The sequence below is a fragment of the Pseudomonas sp. 43A genome, from assembly GCF_013363935.1.
Classification (GTDB): domain Bacteria; phylum Pseudomonadota; class Gammaproteobacteria; order Pseudomonadales; family Pseudomonadaceae; genus Aquipseudomonas; species Aquipseudomonas crudilactis.
The window spans coordinates 4,658,990-4,679,153 of sequence record NZ_CP054880.1; the positions used below are offsets into that span (position 1 = coordinate 4,658,990).

Here is a 20,164-nt window from a genome sequence, read left to right on the forward strand (position 1 = left end):
ATCAAAATGATAGTTGAGCTTGATGGATTGTCCATCTCATCTGAGCAAGAATTCCATAAGCGGATAGCGTCTGCTTTTTCTGTTACTCAATACTATGGAAATAATCTTAATGCGCTTTGGGATCTACTCAGCACCGATGTAGAGCGCCCAATTGAATTAATTTGGACAAACTCAAAACATTCAGAAGAACTAATGGGCGACTCATATAGAAAAATATTAATTATTCTTGATCGAGTCAAAACTCAAGATGAAAACTTTGGACTGGATGAGAAATTTAGTTACCAACTGAAATAGTAAAGCTGTAAACGGGGAGCAGACCACGTTTTATTTTGTCTGAAGGTGGTCTGTCCCTGAATAACACCGCAGCTACATCTACGAACCTGGCAGTTTCCGCCCATTGGCGATGCTCGATGGCCCACGTAAAGCCACGCCGTTCTATTACCAACTCGACCAACTCGGCACACCGCAGGAGCTCACCGACTACAGCGGTGAAATCATGTGGTCGGCGAAGTACCGAGCCTACGGTAACCTGGCAGCGCTGGACGTCAGCGAGATCGATAACCCATTGCGCTTCCAGGGTCAGTATTTCGATACCGAATCAGGATTACATTACAACCGCCACCGCTACTACAATCCGGGGACTGGACGGTTTTTGACGCCGGATCCGATAAAGCTAGTCGGTGGATTGAACGGTTACCAATACGTGCCGAATCCAACGGGCTGGGTAGATCCGCTAGGTTTAAATTGTACGCCAGGACAATGTCCTGATGCCGAACCTCCCAAATGGACTGAAAATTCAGTATTTAATAAATACCCAAAGAAAACGGTCATAAAAACCTCTGGGCCAGAGGAACAAGCCGCTTTCCTACAAGAACATTTGCCTGGACTGCCTAAGGAGCAGGCTCAAATGATCCTTGAACAATCGTATAAAAAAGGAACGTCCGTTGTCATCGGCGGAAGTCGAGTAAGGGGGGACAGTCACCCCGGTAGCGACTTGGATGTTGGATTCGGAGATGTCAATGCAAATAAAGCCGGCAAAATACTTAAGGACCTTAAAAAATCATTTGAGGGAAAGGAAGGCTTTTTGTCGCTCGAAGAAACTAAAATCGCGCCGGGCAACAAAACTGCATCCATTGAAGAAATAAAATCTCCAGAAGAATTTTTCCAACGCTCAGGTAAACGTTCTGAGCAGGATCAGAAAGCAGGTGAAGCTTATAGACCATCAGGTTCAATAACGCTTAAAGAGGATGGTACGATCACGCTAATACCACCTGGAGAACTTCCATGATATTTAAATCAGCCGGCACAGAAGTCAATCTAAACACGGTCACTTACAGGAGCCTTGGCTTCGGTGAGAAATCAATTCTCGAAACAAAAAAATACGAAATGACGATAAACAACGATGAGTTCCCGGAAAACTTCATCAACCATGCAAACTCATTTATTGCCGAATGCAAAATTGATGACTCTGAGCAAGGCTACGCTGACATTCCCGAACTAAAAAAAATAGGTTATCCAACCTTTAATGAAATTTTAAACGACCATCACAATTTGGCTGCCAGCCTTATAAAAGATTATCTTTACTTCGAGCTTTTTTACTTCTTATTCCCCAACTCAAGAGAGCTTAAGGTGGTTATTAACAGCATCGAAGACATAAAATCAGATGGAAGATCAATTACAATCACGGGCGACACGTATCCAGTTCAGAAAACTTAGAAAATCAAATCTACAACTCAAAGGAGAAAAACTACAATTGCAATGACAAAAAAACAGAAAAGGGGAGAGATTTATTTTCTACAAGCTGAAAATAAATCCGCCCCTTTTTTCTGTATTATTGGAATCTTTGCCTGTCTAACGCGCGAGAACTGGAAATCCTCAATGAACTGCCTAGAAAAAGAAATCGACTCGGCATTAGCAGAGCAGAACTTAGCGCATGAGAAAGTACGCAACAATGAACTAGCCAAATTGATCGCCAAGCTAACGAGATCATTTTTTTCTTCTGAGACAAAGAGCCTCGACCCTTTCTACTTGAAGAACCCCCAGAAAAAACACAACCCAGACTTCTGGAAAAAAGTAGACACTCTCGAAAATTTTGAAAACCCCTTACTAATAGTTCAAGACAGTAAGATTCACGCTTGGAAACTAGCAAACTCTGCAGATCTTAAAACGCTATTTTCCGAAACGACTGGATTCCCATTCTGGATAGTCGACGACAACTTCAAAGTGCTAATCTATATGGATGATCATGATTGCGTTCATACCAGCGATAGCACTCAATAAAAACAAATCGACTCCAGGTAATTGAAATAAATAAAACGGGGACAGACCACAACTCCTTATTTTAAACGGGGCAGATCACAGTTTTTTTACATCCATAATCTGCCACTTGGGAACTCTCCTCTTTCTCGCTATTTAACGTGATCCGTCCCTGAACAACATGAACAGCAAGATTTACGAAAAATATAACTACTGGCTTGGACCGAATGAAGACTCAAATTGGAATGAGTACATTACTGAACAGGTAGCTCATGGAGTTTTAGGAAAATTTAACGCCATGGACTGGCAACAACTTAATGAATCAATTCTTTTAAAAGAGGAATACTGGCAAGAAAGAAGCGCTGCTGCTCTGGGAGAGTTGCGATCGCCCGAAGCGATAGAGATTTTAAAAAAACTTCTTGACTCTACGTTCTCCGAGGTAGCAGTCACCGCAGCTTCCGAACTTGATTGGACTGAAGCATTTATTGAGGAAAAATACTCTAATAAAATTCAGCGAATCATAGATAATCTACCCGATGAAGAAATTGATTGTTACCCTGAACTCAAAAACCTACTAAAAAAATCACAAAACCAAGGTTCCTAATAAAGACGACAAAAAAGGGGACAGATTTATTTTCTACAAACTGAAAATAAATCTGTCCCCTTTTCTGCTGAGCAGATCTATGAGCTACGGACCGCGATTGCTGAAGTGAAATTTGTGAACCCTACTGGTCATCATGGGGGCAAAGGGTCCACAAAAGCACATAAGGAAACACTTAAAATAATTGACAATTCGAAAGATTACGGCGAGTTCCGACAGGGCCTCAATGAGTGGGCGGGTCGGAGGTTAGAAGGTGGAGTTGACTCTCTCCCATCCGGCCTTAAAAATTGAGGAGAAAAAGATGAGTAATAAAAAAACAGTATCAATTTGGACTGCAAACGCCGACTGGCAGCAATCCACTCTTCGGGAAATAGTGACGCCTGCCTATTCTGACGATGGAGAATCTCTAGGATCGGAGTTCAGCAATGCATTTTCTCTGGGCTTTATTGACGACGACTTTATTGAAACTGATATCGTAAAGCCAACTAAAAATTTGGAAAAAGCAATCGAGGATTTTTCTTATGACTCCGACATCATCGCTGAAATAAAAAAGAAAAACCTCTCTATCTCACCTGAAAAAACAAACACTATTATTGCAATTTATAATTGTGCTTATAAAGGAAAAACCACAGCTTCCATATTACGAGGCATCGAATTCACATATCGAGGTCAGTTTGAATATCAAGATTAGGACACATGAGACGCAACCGATAAAGAAAAAAGGGGATGGAGTTATTTTCTACACGCTGAAAATAACCCTGCCTATTTTTCTTTTTGACAAACCCCAATTAGAGCCTGTAGCTGAGGCATATGGAAAATATGGCGAAGCGTAAACGGGGGACAGATCACGTTTTCTTTTTCTGAAGGCGGCCTGCACTATGAGCTGCAATTTTTCGCGTTGTAAAAGTGGTCCGCCCCTGATTGATCATTCAAGAAAAAGTCCCGCGATATTGGAAAGACCGTGCAGCGCAGGCCGCAAAATGATACCGACCAAATTAAAATTACTAATTGAAAATCAGCCGGGTAATACCCTTCGAACAGACAAGCAATCAGTTACCGAGGCTTTAAAACAGCTAAACATAGACATAAATAGCGAACTCGCAGAGTTTTTTTTAAACTACACAATAACTTTTTTTAAAAGCAGTTCTTCTGATGAAGAATTGTGTGACATCGCCGACCCAAGCAACGAAATCGAAATCGGAACAAATTTCATCCACGAAGTATGGGAGCTACCGGAAAACCTTGTCTGCCTCACCAACATTCAAGGCGAAGGCTGTTACTTGTATGACATAAATAGCGGCGAAGTTTTAGACTTCAGCCTTGCTAACCGAGATGATTTCCTAGCTGGTAAAACACAGCAAAAATGGGCTAGCTTCTTTGAGTTTTTGATTTGGTACTTATCTTAAACCTCACACCATTAAAAATCTTTAAAAAAGGAGCGAACCAAACGAATAAAAAGACAAAAAGGGGACAGATTTATTTTCTACAAACTGATAATAAATCCACCCCCTTTTCTCCCCAGCGTCATTGAAAATTTTGATGATTGGAAAAAGTTTCTATGAAAACCACCTTTGAAACAGCTTTAGAACTTCATGAAACATCTGTTTTCTTCAAAGGCAATGGGAAATATTTTGCCCGCGGCTCCGACTGGGGAGACCATCTCTTCGTTAGCAACTGGCAGGAAATGTGCGGAGTTTTAAAACATCAGCAATCAGCACAACACCTGCTGACAACTATATTTGAGAATTATGCAGAACACTTAAAAGAAGATTATTCAGATGCAGAAGGATTGCTTTCAAACATAAGCGCTTACTACACCCTTAAAAACAAAATCGCTTTTCTGTCGGACAACAACTACGACTTAGTCGAGAGCCTTGACGAAAAAAGCAAAAGCAACATAGGGAAATTATTCCGTCTCCTTAGACAGCACTACGACATAAAAAACGAACTCTTGCCAAGATACAAATTTAATGATGAGATCAAGCGATTAAAACTCAAAGGCTGTCTAATTGACCTCGAACACCTTTGAGCAAGATATTTAATGTGACTACCTCATACCACCGTAAGCTCGATACTTGACCAGTCCTCATGAATAAACATCAGATCACTCTAGCCAATGGATGGACAGCAACCTTTGATAACAACGGTGAATTCCGTATGGGAGCCGAAGGTTGGAGCTTGTCTTTGCAAGGGCCGGACGGCAGGAATATTCATTACTTCGCGGACCAGATCATTCTGGTCAACGATGACGACGGCACCCAGGCAAATTCATGCCTGCGCCTATCTACTGATGGTGTTTACGGTTATTTGAGTACAGCCGTTGATAGCTGCTGGGTGATCGATTTTTCGCGATGCATGATCGCTCCCCATCGGGTAAGCATCTATCACTACCATGACGCCTACGATGAAAGCGTCGCAGCTTACGAGCAGCCGGCCTTCAAACGCGCGAGGCAATACATCAGCGTTGTTGGAAAGTACATTTATCTGACTTTCCCTCTAACCAAAGATGAGGACTTTCCCAAGGTATGGGAGGAGTACCTCTCGATACGCAGACGCCAGCTGGATGAGTTGTATTTCAGAAACTGATCAAAGGGCGCCATCGTCAGCGAAGCGCTTTCACGCGCCCTATCCGATCAACTCATCTGCCACGTCATACTTAACCACCACCCGATTCCGATACAACCTCACCCGCTCCACCAACTCCCCAACCTGCCCCTTCTCCCTCACCTCCCGCCAAATCTCATTCTCCCGATACACCCGCGCACCCTCCCGCACAAACCGATGCGCCTCTTGAAACACGTGATAGCGATATTCCCTCACCCGATCACACAACAACTCCCCTTCGAGTTGCGTCTCGCCGACGTTCAACTTCAGCTGAAAGTGCCGATCCGTCGGGTTGTGCAGCACCAGATCAACGTAGTTATAGAAAATCGCCGCCCCGGACCCGAACGGCAGCACCCGCCCCTCATCTGGAAACGGGTCGAAGCTGTGGTTGGAACGCTCGACCACCACCAGCGGTGAATGAATCGCCATCCAGTGGACCAGGTTGCTCAGTTGGCAGATGCCGCCGCCTACCCCGCGTCGAGCCTCGCCGAAAGACAGTTCCATACCTTCAACGTAGCCGCGCTTCAAAGTCGGGCGGCCGACGAGGCGGCAGAAGGAGAAGTGTTCGCCGGGGGCGATGATGACGCTGTCGATGGCGGCGACGGCGAGTTTGAGGTTGATGACTTTGTTGTGTTGCAGAGCGAGGTCGGAGTCGCCGAGTTTGCGGATGAGTTTTGAGGTGTGTTTGAGGTAGCGAAATGGCAGGCGCTCGGCCGTGGTGACGGGGCGTGCATAGCGTTTGCTGGAACAGCGCCAGGCAATCTGGCGGAACAGTCTTTTTTGCCACACGCGCAGCCAGTAGAGGGCTGGGTGGTAGAGGGAAAGTGGTTTCATCCGTGACACAACGGCGTGCGCCGTTTCTTCCTTGAGCCGTGAAAGGGGCGCGCATTTTATCCGGTAATGACTGGCAGCACCCCATGCATTTCATAAGATCAGCAGCCTCTCCTCGGCATACATCTACCGTCACATCCGCAAATTAAGGTTCGCCTAAGGTTGCCTCGCTACGATCGCGGCCACGAAACCCTGATGCCCTTGAATCGCAGATGAGTCCTTCCGACATGAAAGCGTTTGATTTACCAACCCAGCCAGCGTCGAATTTCAGCCTTGTCTTGGTAAATTACAAAACCCCGGACATCACCCGAATGTGCCTCGAGCTTTTGCGTGAGCACGTCCAGGAGCAACGCATTCCGGTGTGGGTGGTGGATAACGATTCGGCGGATGCGAGTCTCGATTACTTGCGTTCGCTCGACTGGATCAACTTGATCGAACGGCCTTCGCCGGGCAAGGAAGTCGGCCATATTGCGCATGGCAAGGCACTGGATCTGGCGCTGGAAAAAGTCGACACCGATTATCTGTTTCTGTTGCATACCGACACCTTTGTCTACGACAAAGAGGTGTTTGCCATGATGATGCGTGAATGCACGAAAAACCCGGATATGGCCGCAGTCGGTTGTGTAGAGCAACTCAATCGCGGGGTTGTTCGTGACACTTGGCGGTTAACTTCGCGTTTTTGCAAGCACTATGTTCGTAAAGCGAAAGTGCGTCTGGGTCTGCGTTCGAAAATGCCAAGACCCTACAAAGAAACTCATCTGAAAAGTTTCTGCACATTGTGGAATGCGCGCTTGATGAAGTCCCAAGGCTTGCACTTCTGCATGGATGAGCAGGTGCCCGGTTATGCGCTGCAAGATCGCATGAGCAGCCTGGGCTATGGCATCAAGTTCCTGTCGCCGCGCAAGATTTTCAGCTATCTGGATCACATCCAGTCAGGAACTGTCGCCGCTGCAGGTACTTACGGGAAAAATCACCGCAGGACGAAAATGTATCAGGCGACATTGAAGCGCTTTCAAGGGCAGCAAGCCTGACGCGCAAACCTAGGTTTAATTCACTGCAAACAAAAAGGGCGACTATAAAGTCGCCCTTTTTGTTTGCAGAAATTGTATACAACCACTCCGAAGAGGTGTTCGCCCAGTGTAATGGCCTGGCAATCCATGCACCGGTAAAGAGCCCTGACACTGGGCGAACGGGAGGGATTTTAATGGAAGTTGGCAGATATGTCCTCATGCTTAAACATGAAATTTATGTACCAGAAAGTTAAAAAATGTGCGCCACCGATATTTACCGGGAAACTTCCGACAGACTTTTTTATATGATTGTTCTCATACATAAAGCTGTACAAGAACAATCATTCTGTAGAGCTAATACTCAACTTTCGTGTTGACTGGTCACTTTCAAGATATCGGTGTAAGTGACAATAACGCTCTGCCCTTCTTTCAGATCTTTCAGTTTGGCTTGAATTTCAGGCTTTTTCACGTCGAGGACTTTCGACACGCCCGCCGGATTTTGCAGGGTCACCTGATTTGTCTTCAAATCAATTTTGGTGATTTTCAATTGCACCTGAACCTGACGATACGCTTCGCCACCGGGGTTATCGCTGCCCGGAGCCTTACGCAGTTCACCGGTACGTTCGGTGGTGCCAGGCAGACCTTTATCCACATCGGTGTCGAGGTAAGCGGCGACAGAACGCTGAACCTGAATGTTGACCTGATCGCCGGGCTTGAGATTGGCGAGGTTTTTCGCCTTATCAGTGAGCTGAACGTGAACCGGCTTGCCTTCGGCACCTTCAAGCACAACCTGATGGTTGGCGGCATCGACGGAGATCACTTTGGTGATGACCTGATCTGCTTCAACAGTGGCAGACAGCGGAATATCGGCAGCCATGGCGCCGAAGCTGGTGGCGGACAGTACGGTTGCGAGGGTGATGGCCTTGGCCAGTGCGTCGAGCTTCATAATCAATACTTTCCCTGTGATGAATGGCAGCGCTCGCCGCCGAATCGACTTCGGCGGCGAGCGTGCCACTGAGCATAGACGCAGTTCAGGGCTTGGCTTTGGTTTGTGACGGCGAGGTTTGTTGCTTGGCGGTGTCCTGCGCGGTGGATTCGCCACTGGGCGTGCCCTTCCCGCTATGTTGACGTTGTTCGGGATCGGTGGGCCGCAGGGCGTCGTTGTCGCGTTCGGTTTCGCCCGGTGGCCGGGGTTCGTCGGGGTGTTCACCTAGGGTGATGGGTTTCATGGGGCTGTCCTCAGGCTTCAGGGTCGTCGAGTTCACGGGTGACGTTGATCGCGGGAGAGTCCTTGTGCAGGTCATCGGCCTTGGCGCGCAGGATCTGCCATTGCTCAAGGTCGATGGCGCCTTGGCCGAGCAAGTCGTCGGCGATGCGTTGCAGGTCGAAATAGTGCGCGTCGGGGGATTGCTGCCAGTAGGTCTGGTCGTCGAACAGGCGCTGCCAGGTCGTCATGTCTGGGGGTTGCAGGTCGTCGCTCATGGCAAATCCTCGACAGGTTTCTCTGTAGAGGACAACACAGCAAGCCGAGTTCAAACCAAATCTTTGTAAGAGTTGTGGTGAGCCTTTAGTAGCCGGTCATTTCCAGGTAGCCCTGGCCAGGATGGCTGCCGCTGATGTTTACCGGGCCTTCCCAATAGGGGATGCGCAGGTTCATCCAGGCGTTGGGGTTGAGCGCATCGAGGGTGATGTCGAGGTGTTTATCGGGGATGCTGATCGACCATTTCACCGGCATCGCACGGCCGGCAACTTTTGCGGTGTCCTGCGGGACCAGTTCGATCTGCTCGCTGCGCAGGGTTTGCGTCTGACCGTCAGCAGCAATCCAGGTACCGGTGAGATACGGCGCGCCGTCCTTCTGGCGCATGCGATAGAGCATCACGTGCTCGCCACTGTCCAGATGCAGGGAAAACCAGTCCCAACCGGTTTGATTGGCGGTCAGCGGCTGGCTGCTCCATTCGCGATCGAGCCACGCGGGGCCACTGACGGAGTAGCTCTGACCGTCGATCTGCAACGTTCCGCTGGCCTGGAAAAACGGCTGGCTGTAGTAATAAGAAGCCTGACCCTCTTCGGATTTCTGGCTGAACCCCTTGTCGCCCTGCAATACCAGCGGGCGGCTGGAAGTCAGGTGCAGTTGATAGGCGAAATCCTTGTCGCGAGCGCTGAGTTGCAGGTCGCTCAACGGATCCTGCGCCTGACTGGCAAACCGCCAATCATCAATCCACGCCTCGAACGGCGCCAGTTGCACACCCGCCTGCCCCACTCCGCCTCGCGCATAGCGTTCAGCCGCGTGATGCACCGTGCTGGAAGTCACCGCCGCATGTCCCAGCCAAACCGTCTGATTGCCCCACCCCGCCGTCTCCGCCACAGGTTTCAGCGCACTGCGAAACAGCGTCCACTGCACGCCGAACTCATTGCCCTGCTGATCCTTGAGATTGGCGGTGACGTACCACCACTCAATGCGAAAACCGTCATGCGCCCCGTGATCGGCCGGAAAACTGAACACCCGTCCCGGCACCACCGGCGTAAACGCCAACACCTGATTGCCCATCCCGGCGAAGCCCTTCTGCTCCGGCGCCGATTGATCGCAACCACCGAGCAGCAACAAAACCATGAGCACAACGAAATTAATCCTCATGGGCAAATGTCCTCAGCAGGTCCGCCGGTTGCGTGCGGTACAGCGAATACAACGGCCATGCCGAGGCCAGTAACGTCGCCAACAACGCCAACCCCATCAACTGCAACAATTGCCACGGAAACACCCGCAGCGGCAACCGCCAGCCAAACGCTTGCACGTTGATTACCGCGTCCAGACACCACGCCAGCGCGATCCCCAGCGGCGACGCCAACACCAGCGTCAGTACCGCCAGCAGCCAGGTCTGACCAAGATTGAGCAGCATCAATTGCCGTCGCGTTACGCCCAGCGCCCATAGCGGTGCGAGTTGGCCGAGGCGGCTTTGACTTTGCGTCAGCAGGCTGATGAACAGCGCCACGCCAGCCACCGCCAGGGTCAAACTGTTCAGCGCCGCCGTCGCCGCAAAGGTCCGCTCGAAGACTTGCACCGACCAGCCCTTGAGCCGCGCCTGATCGACGATGCGGCTGTCATCGAGTTGAAAGCGCGCCTGCAAGCTGTTCAACAACGCCGGAATGTTCTGCGGTTCGATGCGCAGATTGAAACGGTTCGGCGTCAACTGCGGCCAGCCGCGCAGCAGGTGGTTGATGTTGACCAGCAAGTGCCCCTTGGGATTGCCGTAGTCGGCGTAGATGCCGACGATGCGCGGCGACCACGCACCATTCGGCGCAGGAATCGTCAGTCGATCGCCCGCCCGCACCTTCAGCCGACGCGCCAGTTGTTCGCTGAGCATCACCGCATCGTCGGTGGCCAGATGCGCCCACGGGTCGCTGCCACTGACATCAAGCAACGGCCAGTGCTGGCGATAATGCGCGTGATCGATGATGCCGAACACCTCCGCCGGCCAGCCTTGCAACGTCACCGCGACCTGCCAGTTGGGCAGCACTGCCGCAACATTCGGCTGCTGCTTGAGCCAGCTGTACATTTCCCGCGACTGTGCCGGATTGCTCGGGTTGATATACAGCTCGGCGCTCAAGCGTTGTTCGAGCCAGTCATCAAAGGTCTGGCGAAAACCGGCGGTCATGCTGCCGGCACCGATGTTGGCGGCGAGCGCCAAAAGCAACGCCATCAGCGCCAGACTCAGTGCCGGCAATTGCTGACGGCAATCGGCGAGAAACCACTGGCCGAGCACCGAGCGACTGCGCCCGAGCAACTGGTTCAACAGCGCGCTGAGCAACACCGGCAGCGCCAATGCGGCGCCGATCAGCAACCCGGCCATCAGGACAAAACCGCTGGCCAGACTGTCGCCCCAGATCAATGCCGCCAACGCTATCATCGCCAACAGTACCGCCAGCCAACCTTGTCGACGCAACCAGCGCGCATATTGCTGATGCCAGGCTTGCGGATCGGCCACGGCCAGCAACGGCAGGCGCGCAGCACGCAACAGGCTATTGGCCCCGGCGAGCAAGGCGCCGAGCAGGCTCAAACCGATGCCGCTGAACCACCACCAAGGGCTCAGACGCAACTGCCCCGCCACTTCCGCGCCGTACAAACCGCGCAGGCTGGCGGCGACGTCCGGCAGCAACACACTGGCGAGCCAATAGCCGCTGATCACGCCGAGCAGCCCGCCGAGCAGCGCCAGCGCACCCAACTCAACGATCAGGCAAAAGATCAACATCCGCGCACTGACACCGCAGGCGCGCAGCGTACGCAGCAAGCCGCGACGTTGCTCAAGAGCCAGCCCAATCGCGGCGTGGACGATGAACAAGCCGACCACGAACGAGAGAAATCCCAGCGCATCGAGATTGAGGTGAAAGCTCTCCGTCAGTCGCGCCAGATTGTTTTCCTCACCGCTGCTTTTTAGCTGCAACTGACCTTTGAACACGGCAGGCAACTCGGCGTGAAAATCCTTGGGCAGCAACAGCCGCGACAATTGCCCGGGCTGTTCCAGCCGGGTTTGTGCGACGCCGATGTCCACCAGCAACACGCCCGGCGCCATGTCCTTCTGCGCGAGCAGCGGTGGCAGTTTCAAGCCATTGAGCGTTTGCGGCGTGTCACCTTCGCGTAGATTCAGCGCCTGCAAGGTATCCGGGGAAATCCACGTATTTCCGGGCGGCGTGAAAAACTCGACAACACGCTCGATCGGCAGCGCCTGACCGGCCACCGCCGAATCGGCCGGCAGCGACACCGGTTCGATGCCCATCAATTGCAGCCGCTGATTGTCGAAGCCCTTGAGCAGCACCCGACCTTGCAGCACTGGCGACACTGGCCAACCCTGTCGGCGCAGATCAACGAACCATTGTTGCGGGAATGTTGCCCCGTTCGGCGTACCGAGACTGGCCTGTGGTTCGCCGCCGATCAATTGGCTGGCCCGCGCATAACTGTCACGCGCCTGACTGTTCAGCGCTTCGACGCCAGTCAACAGACTGGTCGCCAGCCACAACCCGGTCAGCACACTGAAAAACTGCACCGGATGACGCCGCCAATGGCTGAGCAGCGCACGCAGGGTCTGACGGAAAACGATCACGTCAGCCGCCCGCTGGACAACACCACTCGCTGCGCCAAGCGGGCCGCGACTCGCGGGCTGTGGGTGACCATCAACAACGTGGTCGGGGTGTCATCGAGCAATTCCAGCAACAGCCGCAGCACTTCGTCACTGGTCGCCTCATCGAGACTGCCGGTGGGTTCATCGGCCAGCAGCAATTTCGGCTGCGAGGCCAATGCCCGGCCCAACGCGACCCGCTGCTGCTGACCACCGGAAAGTTGCTCGGGATAACGCTTGAGCAAATCGCCGAGGCCCAGACGCTGCACCAGATGTGCCTGCCAACGCGGCTCATGGCGCCCGGCCAGACGCGCCTGAAACGCCAGATTGTCCTCGACGCGCAAACTGCCGATCAGGTTGAACTGCTGGAACACCAGACCGATTTCTGTGCGCCGCCAGTTCGCCAGTTGCGCCTCGTTCATGTTTTCCAGCCGATGCTCGCCGCTGCGAATGCTGCCGCTGTCGACTTTGTCGAGACCGGCCATCAGGTGCAGCAAGGTGCTTTTGCCGCTGCCGGACTCGCCCATCAGCGCAAGGCTACTGCCGGGCGCCAGTGTCAGGTCGACGCCTTGCAGCACCGGCAATGGGCCTTGCGGGGTGAGATAGCTTTTGAAGACGTTTTCAACACGAAGCATGCCGCCACCTGATCGGTCAGTGTGGGGCAAGGATAGCGGATGCCGATGACAGACCTGAATCTCGCGTTAAAGCAAATGGCCCCTTCGCGAGCAAGCTCGCTCCCACAGGTTGATCGCGCTCCAAAGGTGGGAGCGAGCTTGCTCGCGAAAGCGTCAGCCCGGACAAGCTGAAGCTCACTGTCCCGCCGCGACATTCGCCGGCGCCTGCGATGGCGTGACAATGCTGCCCAGATCAATGTGCTTCCACTCAGGCTTGGCCCCCAACCGCGCATTGAAGCGGTAGTTGAAGGTGAATTCATCCGCCGTCGCGACACTCAGTGGCTTGCCATAAACAGCCTCGATCCCCGCCAGGTCGTAGCCCATCAACTGCAGCAGGGTCGGGAAGATGTTGTAGTGACTGGAACGATCCTTGTTCGCCGCCAATTGCGCCGACCAGTCCAGCGTCTTCAGATCGCTGCCAGAAATCACCACCAACGGCACCAGGCCCTCCTCCTCCACCGGATCGCCCCCGCAGTGGGTGTTCAAGCCCGGATTACCGCGCTCATGCAAATCCTGGCCATGATCAGACGTATAGATCAGCAACGCATTGTTCAGATTGCCCTGAGCGAACACCCGCGCAAAAAACTCGCCGACGTTCCACAACACGGTGTTCTTGTAGGCATTGCGGTACAGCACCCAGTCATCCGGCTGACCATTGAAACCGTTGCGTTCGCCGGTATCGGCCACCTCGGTGAACTGCCCGCGCGGCAAGGTCGGGCGGTAGGCCATGAACGCATCGGGATATTTGTCGTGCACCGGGAAGTGCGCGCCGACCTTGTTGATCACCACCAGCTCCGGCGTGTCATCGTTGAGCAATTCGATCAGCTTCGCCGCTGCCGCCATGTCGCGATCGCGCACGCTGGTCTGATCGAATTGCACGAACTGGTCGATGTCCTTCTTCTCGGTATCGGTCATCAGGTTCTGCAGATTGCCGGCGGTGCGCTGGGCGTCGATGTACACGGTGCGCAGCCCAGCCTTCTTCGCGTACTGCCAGATCGACGGCAACGTGCTGTTGATGCGCATGTAGTCGGCGCGGGTGCCGCCGTAGCGCAGGGTTACGTTGGTGTCGGCGCTGCAATTGGCGATGGACGCCGCGTAGCCGTAATTGAAGATGTCGACGCCGGGACGCGCCTGTTTGAGGTTGCTGTGCACACCGAACGGCGCGTTGATGTCGAGGTAATTGCCGGAAATGCTTTCGTCGATGATCAGCACGATGTCATGGCCGACAGCTTGCGAGGTGCGCGCCAATGTCACCGGTTCGCGCGGGCCGACGGTGTTGTGCAGCGCTTCATAGGTGAACAGGTTCAGGTAGGCCAGCGGCGTGTACATGATCGGCAAGCCGCGGGCGCCTTCACCGGCACGCAAAAACAGCACGGCACTGAGCAGCAACACGCCGCACAACGGCGCCGCCACACGTAAGGCGTTGGGAATGGCCAGACCATGGCGTGGCTTCAGACCGATGCCGAACAGCAACAGCAAACCACTGAGGGCGCCGTGCAGGATCGCGTCTCGATACTGGTAGGCCGCTTCCTGAATGAAACCGCCGGAATACACCAGAGAAACGAAGCTGCTGTAGCTCAGGTAATCCGCGGTGACGCGGGTGTACACATCGAAAAATACCGCAGAGGCGAACATCGCCAATGCGAATAAATGTCGGATGAGGGTTTGCCTTATATACGCCGTTAGATATAACGCTAAAGTAAGCGCCAAAAACATCGCGCCAAAAAGAAGTACAGCAGAACCGAAGCCGATAGCATTTAACCGATCAATGTAATATTCGGAATAAAGCAGCAAATAAATAACTAAAAGCAGTTCTTTCAGGTATCGAAACATGGCAATTCCGGTCGGGCGAAACCGTAAAGGGTCAAGAGTTTGTCGGTCAAAATCTGACACTAGCACCCGGCCATCAAAGCGCAAGAAATGGCTGAATTTCTGGCAAAGCGTCAAAAAACCGTTGACTCAAATCTGACACACTCAAGTTGCTGAAAGCCTTTAAATTCGCGGCTTTCGACCGTCCATCGTTTTCTTTGAAATGTGAAAAAAGCGTCAAGCACGGGACAAATCCAGCAATAGCAAGCACTTGATGGCCAATCGCCCCCAAAATTGGGGCTGTTATACAGGTGCAACATGTCATTTTGCTGACACGCTTTTCAAACCCTGCGCTATACCCCTTTTGACAGTCTTATTTTGAACTTCTTCTTTTCGCTCTATCGAGGGTGCGCAGATGGACGTGAGCGTATTTGGCACGGGCTATGTTGGATTAATACAAGCCGCCGCACTTGCAGATGTCGGTCATCGCGTTTTATGCGTGGACATTGACCCGAACAAGATTAAACAACTGCAACAAGCGGTGCCGCCGATTAGCGAGCCAGGTTTGTCCAGCACACTTGAGGAGAACATCAAGGCCGGCCGTCTGCTGTTCAGCACTCAGGCCAGCGATGCAGTCGAGCATGCCGAACTGATCTTCATCGCCGTCGGCACCCCAGCCGATGAGGATGGCTCTGCCGACCTCAGTCACGTGCTCAACGTTGCCCGACAAATCGCCTCGCACATGGAAGCCGATCGCACCCTGATCATCAAATCCACGGTGCCGGTCGGCACGGCGGATCAAGTGCTCGCCACCGCCAACAGCGAACTGCAACGCCGCGACAAGACCGGCCTGATTGTGCGCGTGGTCTCCAACCCGGAATTCCTCAAGGAAGGCAGCGCCCTCGCCGACTGCATGCGCCCGGACCGGATCATCGTCGGCACCCGTGACGACGCAGCTCGCGAGCAGATGAGCGAGCTGTACGCGCCGTTCTGCCGCAACCACGAAAAACTGATGTTCATGGACAACCGCAGCGCCGAGCTGACCAAGTACGCCGCCAACGCGATGCTCGCCACGCGCATCAGCTTCATGAACGAGTTAGCCAATCTCACCGAACTGCTCGGTGCCGACATCGAAGCGGTGCGCAAAGGCATCGGCTCCGACCCGCGCATCGGCTACCACTTCATCTATCCGGGCTGCGGCTTCGGTGGCTCGTGCTTTCCCAAAGACCTGCGCGCCCTGCTGCACACCGCCGAACACAACGGCATGCCGCTGAAACTGCTGCGCAGCGTCACCGACGTCAACGACCTGCAGCGGCACATCCTGTTCAGCAAACTCAAAGCACAGTTCCCCCAAGGCCTGGCGGGTAAGTCGATCGCGATCTGGGGCCTGGCTTTCAAACCGAACACCGATGATATGCGCGAAGCGCCGAGCCGCTATCTGATGGACGCACTCTGGGCTGAAGGCGCCAGCGTGCAGGCCTACGACCCGGAAGCGATGTCCGAGTGCCGACGCATTTACGGCTATCGCAACGATCTGCACCTGTGCGCCACCCGCGACGACACCCTCGAAGACGCTGATGCACTGGTGATCTGCACCGAGTGGAAAAACTTCCGCGTGGTCGATTTCGAACTGCTCGCCGAAAAGCTGCGTTCGAAGGTAATCATCGACGGGCGCAACCTGTACAACCCGGAACAAGTGGCGGCCGCCGGCCTGCATTACAGCGGTATTGGCCTGCGCCACATTGCCCCTGAAGGGCTGCGGCCATGAAGATCCTGGTCACCGGTGCGGCCGGTTTCATTGGTGCCCATTGCGTACTGCGATTGCTGCGCGACGGGCACTCGGTGGTCGGTCTGGACAATTTCAACGCCTACTACGACCCGCAACTCAAGCACGACCGCGTGCAATGGGTGCGCGAGCAGGTCGGCGATTTCCAGCTCGCCACGGTTGACCTGGCCGATGCCTCGGCCATCGAAGCACTGTTTGTCCGCGAACGCCCACAAGTGGTGATCCACCTCGCCGCGCAGGCCGGGGTGCGTTATTCGCTGGAAAATCCACGGGCGTATCTGGACAGCAACCTCAATGGTTTTCTCAACATTCTCGAGAGCTGCCGGCATCACCCGGTCGAACACTTGATTTACGCCTCGTCGAGTTCGGTGTACGGCGCCAATCAGCACACGCCTTACTCAGTGAAGGACGGCGTCAATCACCCGCTGTCGCTGTACGCCGCGACCAAGAAAGCCAACGAGCTGATGGCGCACAGTTACAGCCACCTGTTTGGCATCCCCTGCACCGGCCTGCGCTTTTTCACCGTGTACGGGCCGTGGGGCCGGCCGGACATGTCGCCGATCCAGTTCGCCCGGGCGATCAGCGAAGGCGAGCCGCTGAAGCTGTTCAATTACGGCGAACACCAGCGCGATTTCACCTACATCGACGACATCATCGAAAGCATCGCCCGCCTCATCGATCAGCCACCGCAGGCCAATCCGCAATGGGATCGCGAGCAGCCCGACCCGGCCAGCAGCATGGCGCCGTGGCGGCTGTTCAACATCGGCGGGCAGCATCCGGTGGAATTGAAAACCTATCTGGCGCTGCTGGAAAAACACCTTGGCCAGAAAGCCATTGTCGAGCTGTTGCCGCTGCAACCGGGCGACGTGCTCAACACTTGCGCCGAGGCCAGTGATCTGGCCCAGGCCACCGGATTTCAGCCCCGGATAGAGCTGGATGAGGGACTTGAACGCTTTATCGCCTGGTTTCGCGACTACTACCCCACTGCCTATCGCGCACGCGCCGTACGCGGCTGAATTAATGCGGAGGATTTTATGACTGGACATGAGAAAGGTGTGCCGATCCAACAAATGCGCCGCGACAAGCGCGTGGATCCCGAGCACCGAATGCGTCTCGACGCAGCGATTCATCGCCAGGGTCGTGGCTGGTTCACGGGCCGCGACGGCGGCCGGCCATGGCAGCTGTCACGCACCAATCGCGTGGTCGCTTGCCTGGGCGCGCTGCTGATCCTTGTGATGATCTCGCCACTGCTGCTCGGTCTGGCACTGGTCATCAAGTTCAGCAGCCCTGGTCCGGTGATGTTCGTACAGAAACGCACCGGCTACCGCGGCCGCAAATTCGGCATGTACAAATTCCGCACCATGGTCGCCAATGCCGAAGACTTGAAAGAATCGCTGCGCCACCTGAACAAACACGGCGCCGACGCCATCGATTTCAAGATCGACCACGACCCGCGCATTACCCGCATCGGCGGTTTCCTGCGGCGCACCAGCCTCGATGAATTGCCCAACCTGATCAATGTAGTGACCGGCGACATGCGCCTGGTCGGCCCGCGTCCGACCTCGTTCAACGCCTACCGCTACAAGGATAACCACCTTGCCCGTCTGGCGATCTACCCCGGCATGACCGGCCTGTGGCAGATCTCCGGACGCAGCAATATCGACTTCGACCAGCGCGTTGAGTTGGACCTCAGCTACATCGCCGAGCAGAGCCTTTTGCTTGATCTGAAGATTCTGTTGAAAACCCCCTTCAAAGTATTCAGCGGCCACGGAGCAAGCTAATGGACGGTTCAACCAACAAAAGCCTGAGCATTGCCAACCCCAGCGAATCGAACCTGACCTCGACCGTGCTGGATCTTGATCTGCGGATCCTGTTCCTGACCGCCGCCAACCCCGGCGCAGGCACCACCACCAGTGCGCTGGCGCTGGCCAGCCAACTGGCGCAAATGAGCAGCGGCCAGGTGCTGCTGGTCGACGCCAGTCAGTCGGCGAGCAACCTCACCCAGCAACTGAACCTGAGCAAGGAGCGCGGCCTGCGCGATTTGCTGTTCAACCCGGACAACCCGCCGCTGTTGCAGGACTGCGTGGTGCAGGTGTCGAGCCTGCCCTTCCATGTGCTGCCCAACGGCCGGCCGATCCGCACCATGGAACACCTGACCGCCGAGCGTCTGAGCCCGTTGCTTGATCAACTGGGCAGCCAGTACCGCTTCGTGGTGATCGACGGCGACGCGGTGTATTCCGCCGCCGACACGCTGGTGATCAGCACCCAGGTCGATGGTGTGGTGTTTGTCGTGCGCGCCGAAGACACCCGCTGGGAAGTCGCCCAGGCCGCCGTGCAACGTCTGACCCAGGCCGGGGCGAAAGTGGTCGGTAGCGTGTTCAACCGGCGTAAGTACTACATGCCCAAATGGCTTTACAAAAACCTCTAAGCGAACGCGAAGGATGACGCCATGAACGCCAAGATTCTTGTGCTGCTGATGCTGCCGCTTGCAGGCTGCTCGAGCACCTCCGAAACCCAGAACATGCCGGTGAATATTCTCACCGCCACCCCGGCCAATGCCCAGGCCACCGATATGCCGAAGATCGAGCAGACCCTGCGTCCGCAGGATGTGCTCGACGTGATCTTCCATATCAGCACCAGCGGCTCGGACGCTTACCGCGTGCAATCGGGTGACCAGATCGGCCTGAACTTCACCGCCGCCAGCCAGCTCAATGGCAATCAGCTGGTGCTGCCGGATGGCACCATCGAACTGCCGGGCGCCAACACCTCGGTGAAAATCGCCGGGCTGACCAGTGATCAGGCGCGCGAAGAAATCCAGCGCGCCTATCAGCGCAAGCAACTGTTCCAGCCCAACCGCAATCAGTTGACCGTGCAGATCATCAGCCCGCTGACCAATGAGCAGAACCTGAAAAGCGCGCTGAATCACCCGGCCACCGGCATGAGCCGCGAGATCACCGTCGGCACTGACGGCTACGCGAGTTTCCCGGAAATCGGCGCCGTGCCGCTGCAAGGCATGACCGTCAATCAACTGGAAACCTTCCTCAACCAGAAATACGCGCAACTGCCGGGCCGGATGACCGTGGACGTGCTGCTGAAATCCACCGCCGGCAACGAAATCTATGTGCTCGGCGAAGTCGGCCAGCCGGGTTCCTACCCGATCCGCCGGCCGGTTTCGGTACTTGAAGCGCTGACCCTGGCCCGTGGCACCAACGTCAAGGCGCGTCTGGATTCGGTGGTGATCATGCGTCGCAACGGCAATCAGGTGCAGGCCGTGCATTACGACGTCGAAAAAGCGCTGTCCGGCGATGCCTCGCAAATCGCTTACCTGCAACCGGACGACATGCTGTTCGTGCCAAAAACCAAATTGGCCAGCGCCGGCGAACTCGCCCGGCAATTGGCTGACGTGGTGCTGTTCCAGGGCGTCGGGTTCAGCTTCGGCTACCGCGTCGACAACAAAGACAGCAACAACAACTGACTCTCAG

The 20,164-nt window shown here is 54.4% G+C and carries 22 protein-coding genes and 1 pseudogene; 15 read left to right on the forward strand and 8 right to left on the reverse strand.

The features are described from left to right. Positions 1-6 precede the first annotated feature (6 nt). The 9 genes and pseudogenes from HUW52_RS20355 to HUW52_RS20395 all read left to right on the forward strand — a co-directional run bounded on the left by HUW52_RS20355 (position 7) and on the right by HUW52_RS20395 (position 5,443). On the forward strand, positions 7-294 hold the full coding sequence (locus tag HUW52_RS20355) for a barstar family protein (protein WP_175554716.1): 288 nt from the start codon (positions 7-9) through the stop codon (positions 292-294). A 64-nt stretch (positions 295-358) separates the two neighbouring features. Continuing rightward, positions 359-1,288, forward strand: a pseudogene (locus HUW52_RS20360) (RHS repeat-associated core domain-containing protein); the annotation flags it as partial. Next, positions 1,285-1,716: a hypothetical protein gene (locus HUW52_RS20365; RefSeq protein ID WP_175554717.1), complete on the forward strand. Its 432-nt coding sequence runs from the start codon at positions 1,285-1,287 to the stop codon at positions 1,714-1,716. The pseudogene HUW52_RS20360 and the gene HUW52_RS20365, both read left to right, overlap by 4 nt. Positions 1,717-1,878: 162 nt before the next feature. Then, positions 1,879-2,280 carry a hypothetical protein gene (locus HUW52_RS20370; RefSeq protein WP_016983321.1) on the forward strand — a complete coding sequence of 134 codons (402 nt, stop codon included), beginning with the start codon at positions 1,879-1,881 and terminating at the stop codon, positions 2,278-2,280. 157 nt (positions 2,281-2,437) lie between these two features. Continuing rightward, positions 2,438-2,860, forward strand: coding sequence for a HEAT repeat domain-containing protein (locus HUW52_RS20375; RefSeq protein WP_016983322.1), 423 nt, complete (start codon positions 2,438-2,440; stop codon positions 2,858-2,860). Positions 2,861-3,110: 250 nt separating this feature from the next. After that, complete coding sequence (locus HUW52_RS20380) at positions 3,111-3,548, forward strand: immunity 22 family protein (protein ID WP_256667858.1); 438 nt, start codon at positions 3,111-3,113, stop codon at positions 3,546-3,548. A gap of 187 nt (positions 3,549-3,735) precedes the next feature. Beyond that, entirely contained in the window at positions 3,736-4,263 is a 528-nt protein-coding gene (locus HUW52_RS20385) for an SMI1/KNR4 family protein (RefSeq protein WP_175554718.1), read from the forward strand. Positions 4,264-4,415: 152 nt separating this feature from the next. Beyond that, the gene (locus tag HUW52_RS20390; protein WP_175554719.1) at positions 4,416-4,886 is read left to right on the forward strand and encodes a hypothetical protein; all 471 of its coding nucleotides are present in this window, start codon (positions 4,416-4,418) and stop codon (positions 4,884-4,886) included. A 59-nt stretch (positions 4,887-4,945) separates the two neighbouring features. Then, positions 4,946-5,443: a hypothetical protein gene (locus HUW52_RS20395; RefSeq protein ID WP_064392907.1), complete on the forward strand. Its 498-nt coding sequence runs from the start codon at positions 4,946-4,948 to the stop codon at positions 5,441-5,443. Between the two features lie 39 nt (positions 5,444-5,482). Here HUW52_RS20395 and HUW52_RS20400 read toward each other — a convergent pair whose 3' ends face one another. Next, the gene (locus HUW52_RS20400; protein WP_016983327.1) at positions 5,483-6,295 is read right to left on the reverse strand and encodes a VanW family protein; all 813 of its coding nucleotides are present in this window, start codon (positions 6,293-6,295) and stop codon (positions 5,483-5,485) included. A gap of 224 nt (positions 6,296-6,519) precedes the next feature. Between HUW52_RS20400 and HUW52_RS20405 the strand changes: the two genes are divergently transcribed. Beyond that, positions 6,520-7,323, forward strand: coding sequence for a glycosyltransferase family 2 protein (locus HUW52_RS20405; RefSeq protein ID WP_016983328.1), 804 nt, complete (start codon positions 6,520-6,522; stop codon positions 7,321-7,323). 340 nt (positions 7,324-7,663) lie between these two features. Here HUW52_RS20405 and HUW52_RS20410 read toward each other — a convergent pair whose 3' ends face one another. The 7 genes from HUW52_RS20410 to HUW52_RS20440 all read right to left on the reverse strand — a co-directional run bounded on the left by HUW52_RS20410 (position 7,664) and on the right by HUW52_RS20440 (position 14,920). After that, complete coding sequence (locus HUW52_RS20410) at positions 7,664-8,248, reverse strand: hypothetical protein (RefSeq protein WP_016983329.1); 585 nt, start codon at positions 8,246-8,248, stop codon at positions 7,664-7,666. Positions 8,249-8,333: 85 nt separating this feature from the next. Next, positions 8,334-8,531: a hypothetical protein gene (locus tag HUW52_RS20415; RefSeq protein WP_175554720.1), complete on the reverse strand. Its 198-nt coding sequence runs from the start codon at positions 8,529-8,531 to the stop codon at positions 8,334-8,336. Between the two features lie 10 nt (positions 8,532-8,541). Beyond that, the gene (locus HUW52_RS20420) at positions 8,542-8,784 is read right to left on the reverse strand and encodes a hypothetical protein (protein ID WP_116031342.1); all 243 of its coding nucleotides are present in this window, start codon (positions 8,782-8,784) and stop codon (positions 8,542-8,544) included. A gap of 85 nt (positions 8,785-8,869) precedes the next feature. Continuing rightward, entirely contained in the window at positions 8,870-9,937 is a 1,068-nt protein-coding gene (locus tag HUW52_RS20425) for a lipocalin-like domain-containing protein (RefSeq protein ID WP_175554721.1), read from the reverse strand. Continuing rightward, positions 9,927-12,398 carry an FtsX-like permease family protein gene (locus HUW52_RS20430; protein ID WP_175554722.1) on the reverse strand — a complete coding sequence of 824 codons (2,472 nt, stop codon included), beginning with the start codon at positions 12,396-12,398 and terminating at the stop codon, positions 9,927-9,929. The genes HUW52_RS20425 and HUW52_RS20430 overlap by 11 nt, the downstream gene beginning before the upstream one ends. Next, entirely contained in the window at positions 12,395-13,048 is a 654-nt protein-coding gene (locus HUW52_RS20435) for an ABC transporter ATP-binding protein (RefSeq protein WP_175554723.1), read from the reverse strand. The genes HUW52_RS20430 and HUW52_RS20435 overlap by 4 nt, the downstream gene beginning before the upstream one ends. A gap of 174 nt (positions 13,049-13,222) precedes the next feature. Continuing rightward, positions 13,223-14,920: a sulfatase-like hydrolase/transferase gene (locus tag HUW52_RS20440; protein ID WP_175554724.1), complete on the reverse strand. Its 1,698-nt coding sequence runs from the start codon at positions 14,918-14,920 to the stop codon at positions 13,223-13,225. Positions 14,921-15,311: 391 nt separating this feature from the next. Here HUW52_RS20440 and HUW52_RS20445 point away from each other — a divergent pair, with 391 nt between their 5' ends. Genes HUW52_RS20445 through HUW52_RS20465 form a run of 5 tightly spaced genes read left to right on the forward strand, consistent with a single transcriptional unit; the run spans position 15,312 to position 20,157 of the window. Continuing rightward, positions 15,312-16,664 (forward strand): UDP-glucose/GDP-mannose dehydrogenase family protein, encoded by a 1,353-nt coding sequence (locus HUW52_RS20445; RefSeq protein ID WP_175554725.1) that lies wholly within the window; start codon positions 15,312-15,314, stop codon positions 16,662-16,664. Beyond that, on the forward strand, positions 16,661-17,698 hold the full coding sequence (locus HUW52_RS20450) for an NAD-dependent epimerase (RefSeq protein WP_175554726.1): 1,038 nt from the start codon (positions 16,661-16,663) through the stop codon (positions 17,696-17,698). Before HUW52_RS20445 ends, HUW52_RS20450 begins: the two co-directional genes overlap by 4 nt. Positions 17,699-17,716: 18 nt before the next feature. After that, a complete protein-coding gene (locus HUW52_RS20455; protein WP_175554727.1) occupies positions 17,717-18,463 on the forward strand; it encodes a sugar transferase in 747 nt (248 codons plus the stop codon). Then, entirely contained in the window at positions 18,463-19,110 is a 648-nt protein-coding gene (locus HUW52_RS20460; RefSeq protein ID WP_008084477.1) for a CpsD/CapB family tyrosine-protein kinase, read from the forward strand. The genes HUW52_RS20455 and HUW52_RS20460 overlap by 1 nt, the downstream gene beginning before the upstream one ends. 21 nt (positions 19,111-19,131) lie before the next feature. After that, the gene (locus tag HUW52_RS20465) at positions 19,132-20,157 is read left to right on the forward strand and encodes a polysaccharide biosynthesis/export family protein (protein ID WP_034152566.1); all 1,026 of its coding nucleotides are present in this window, start codon (positions 19,132-19,134) and stop codon (positions 20,155-20,157) included. The last annotated feature ends 7 nt before the right edge of the window (positions 20,158-20,164 follow it).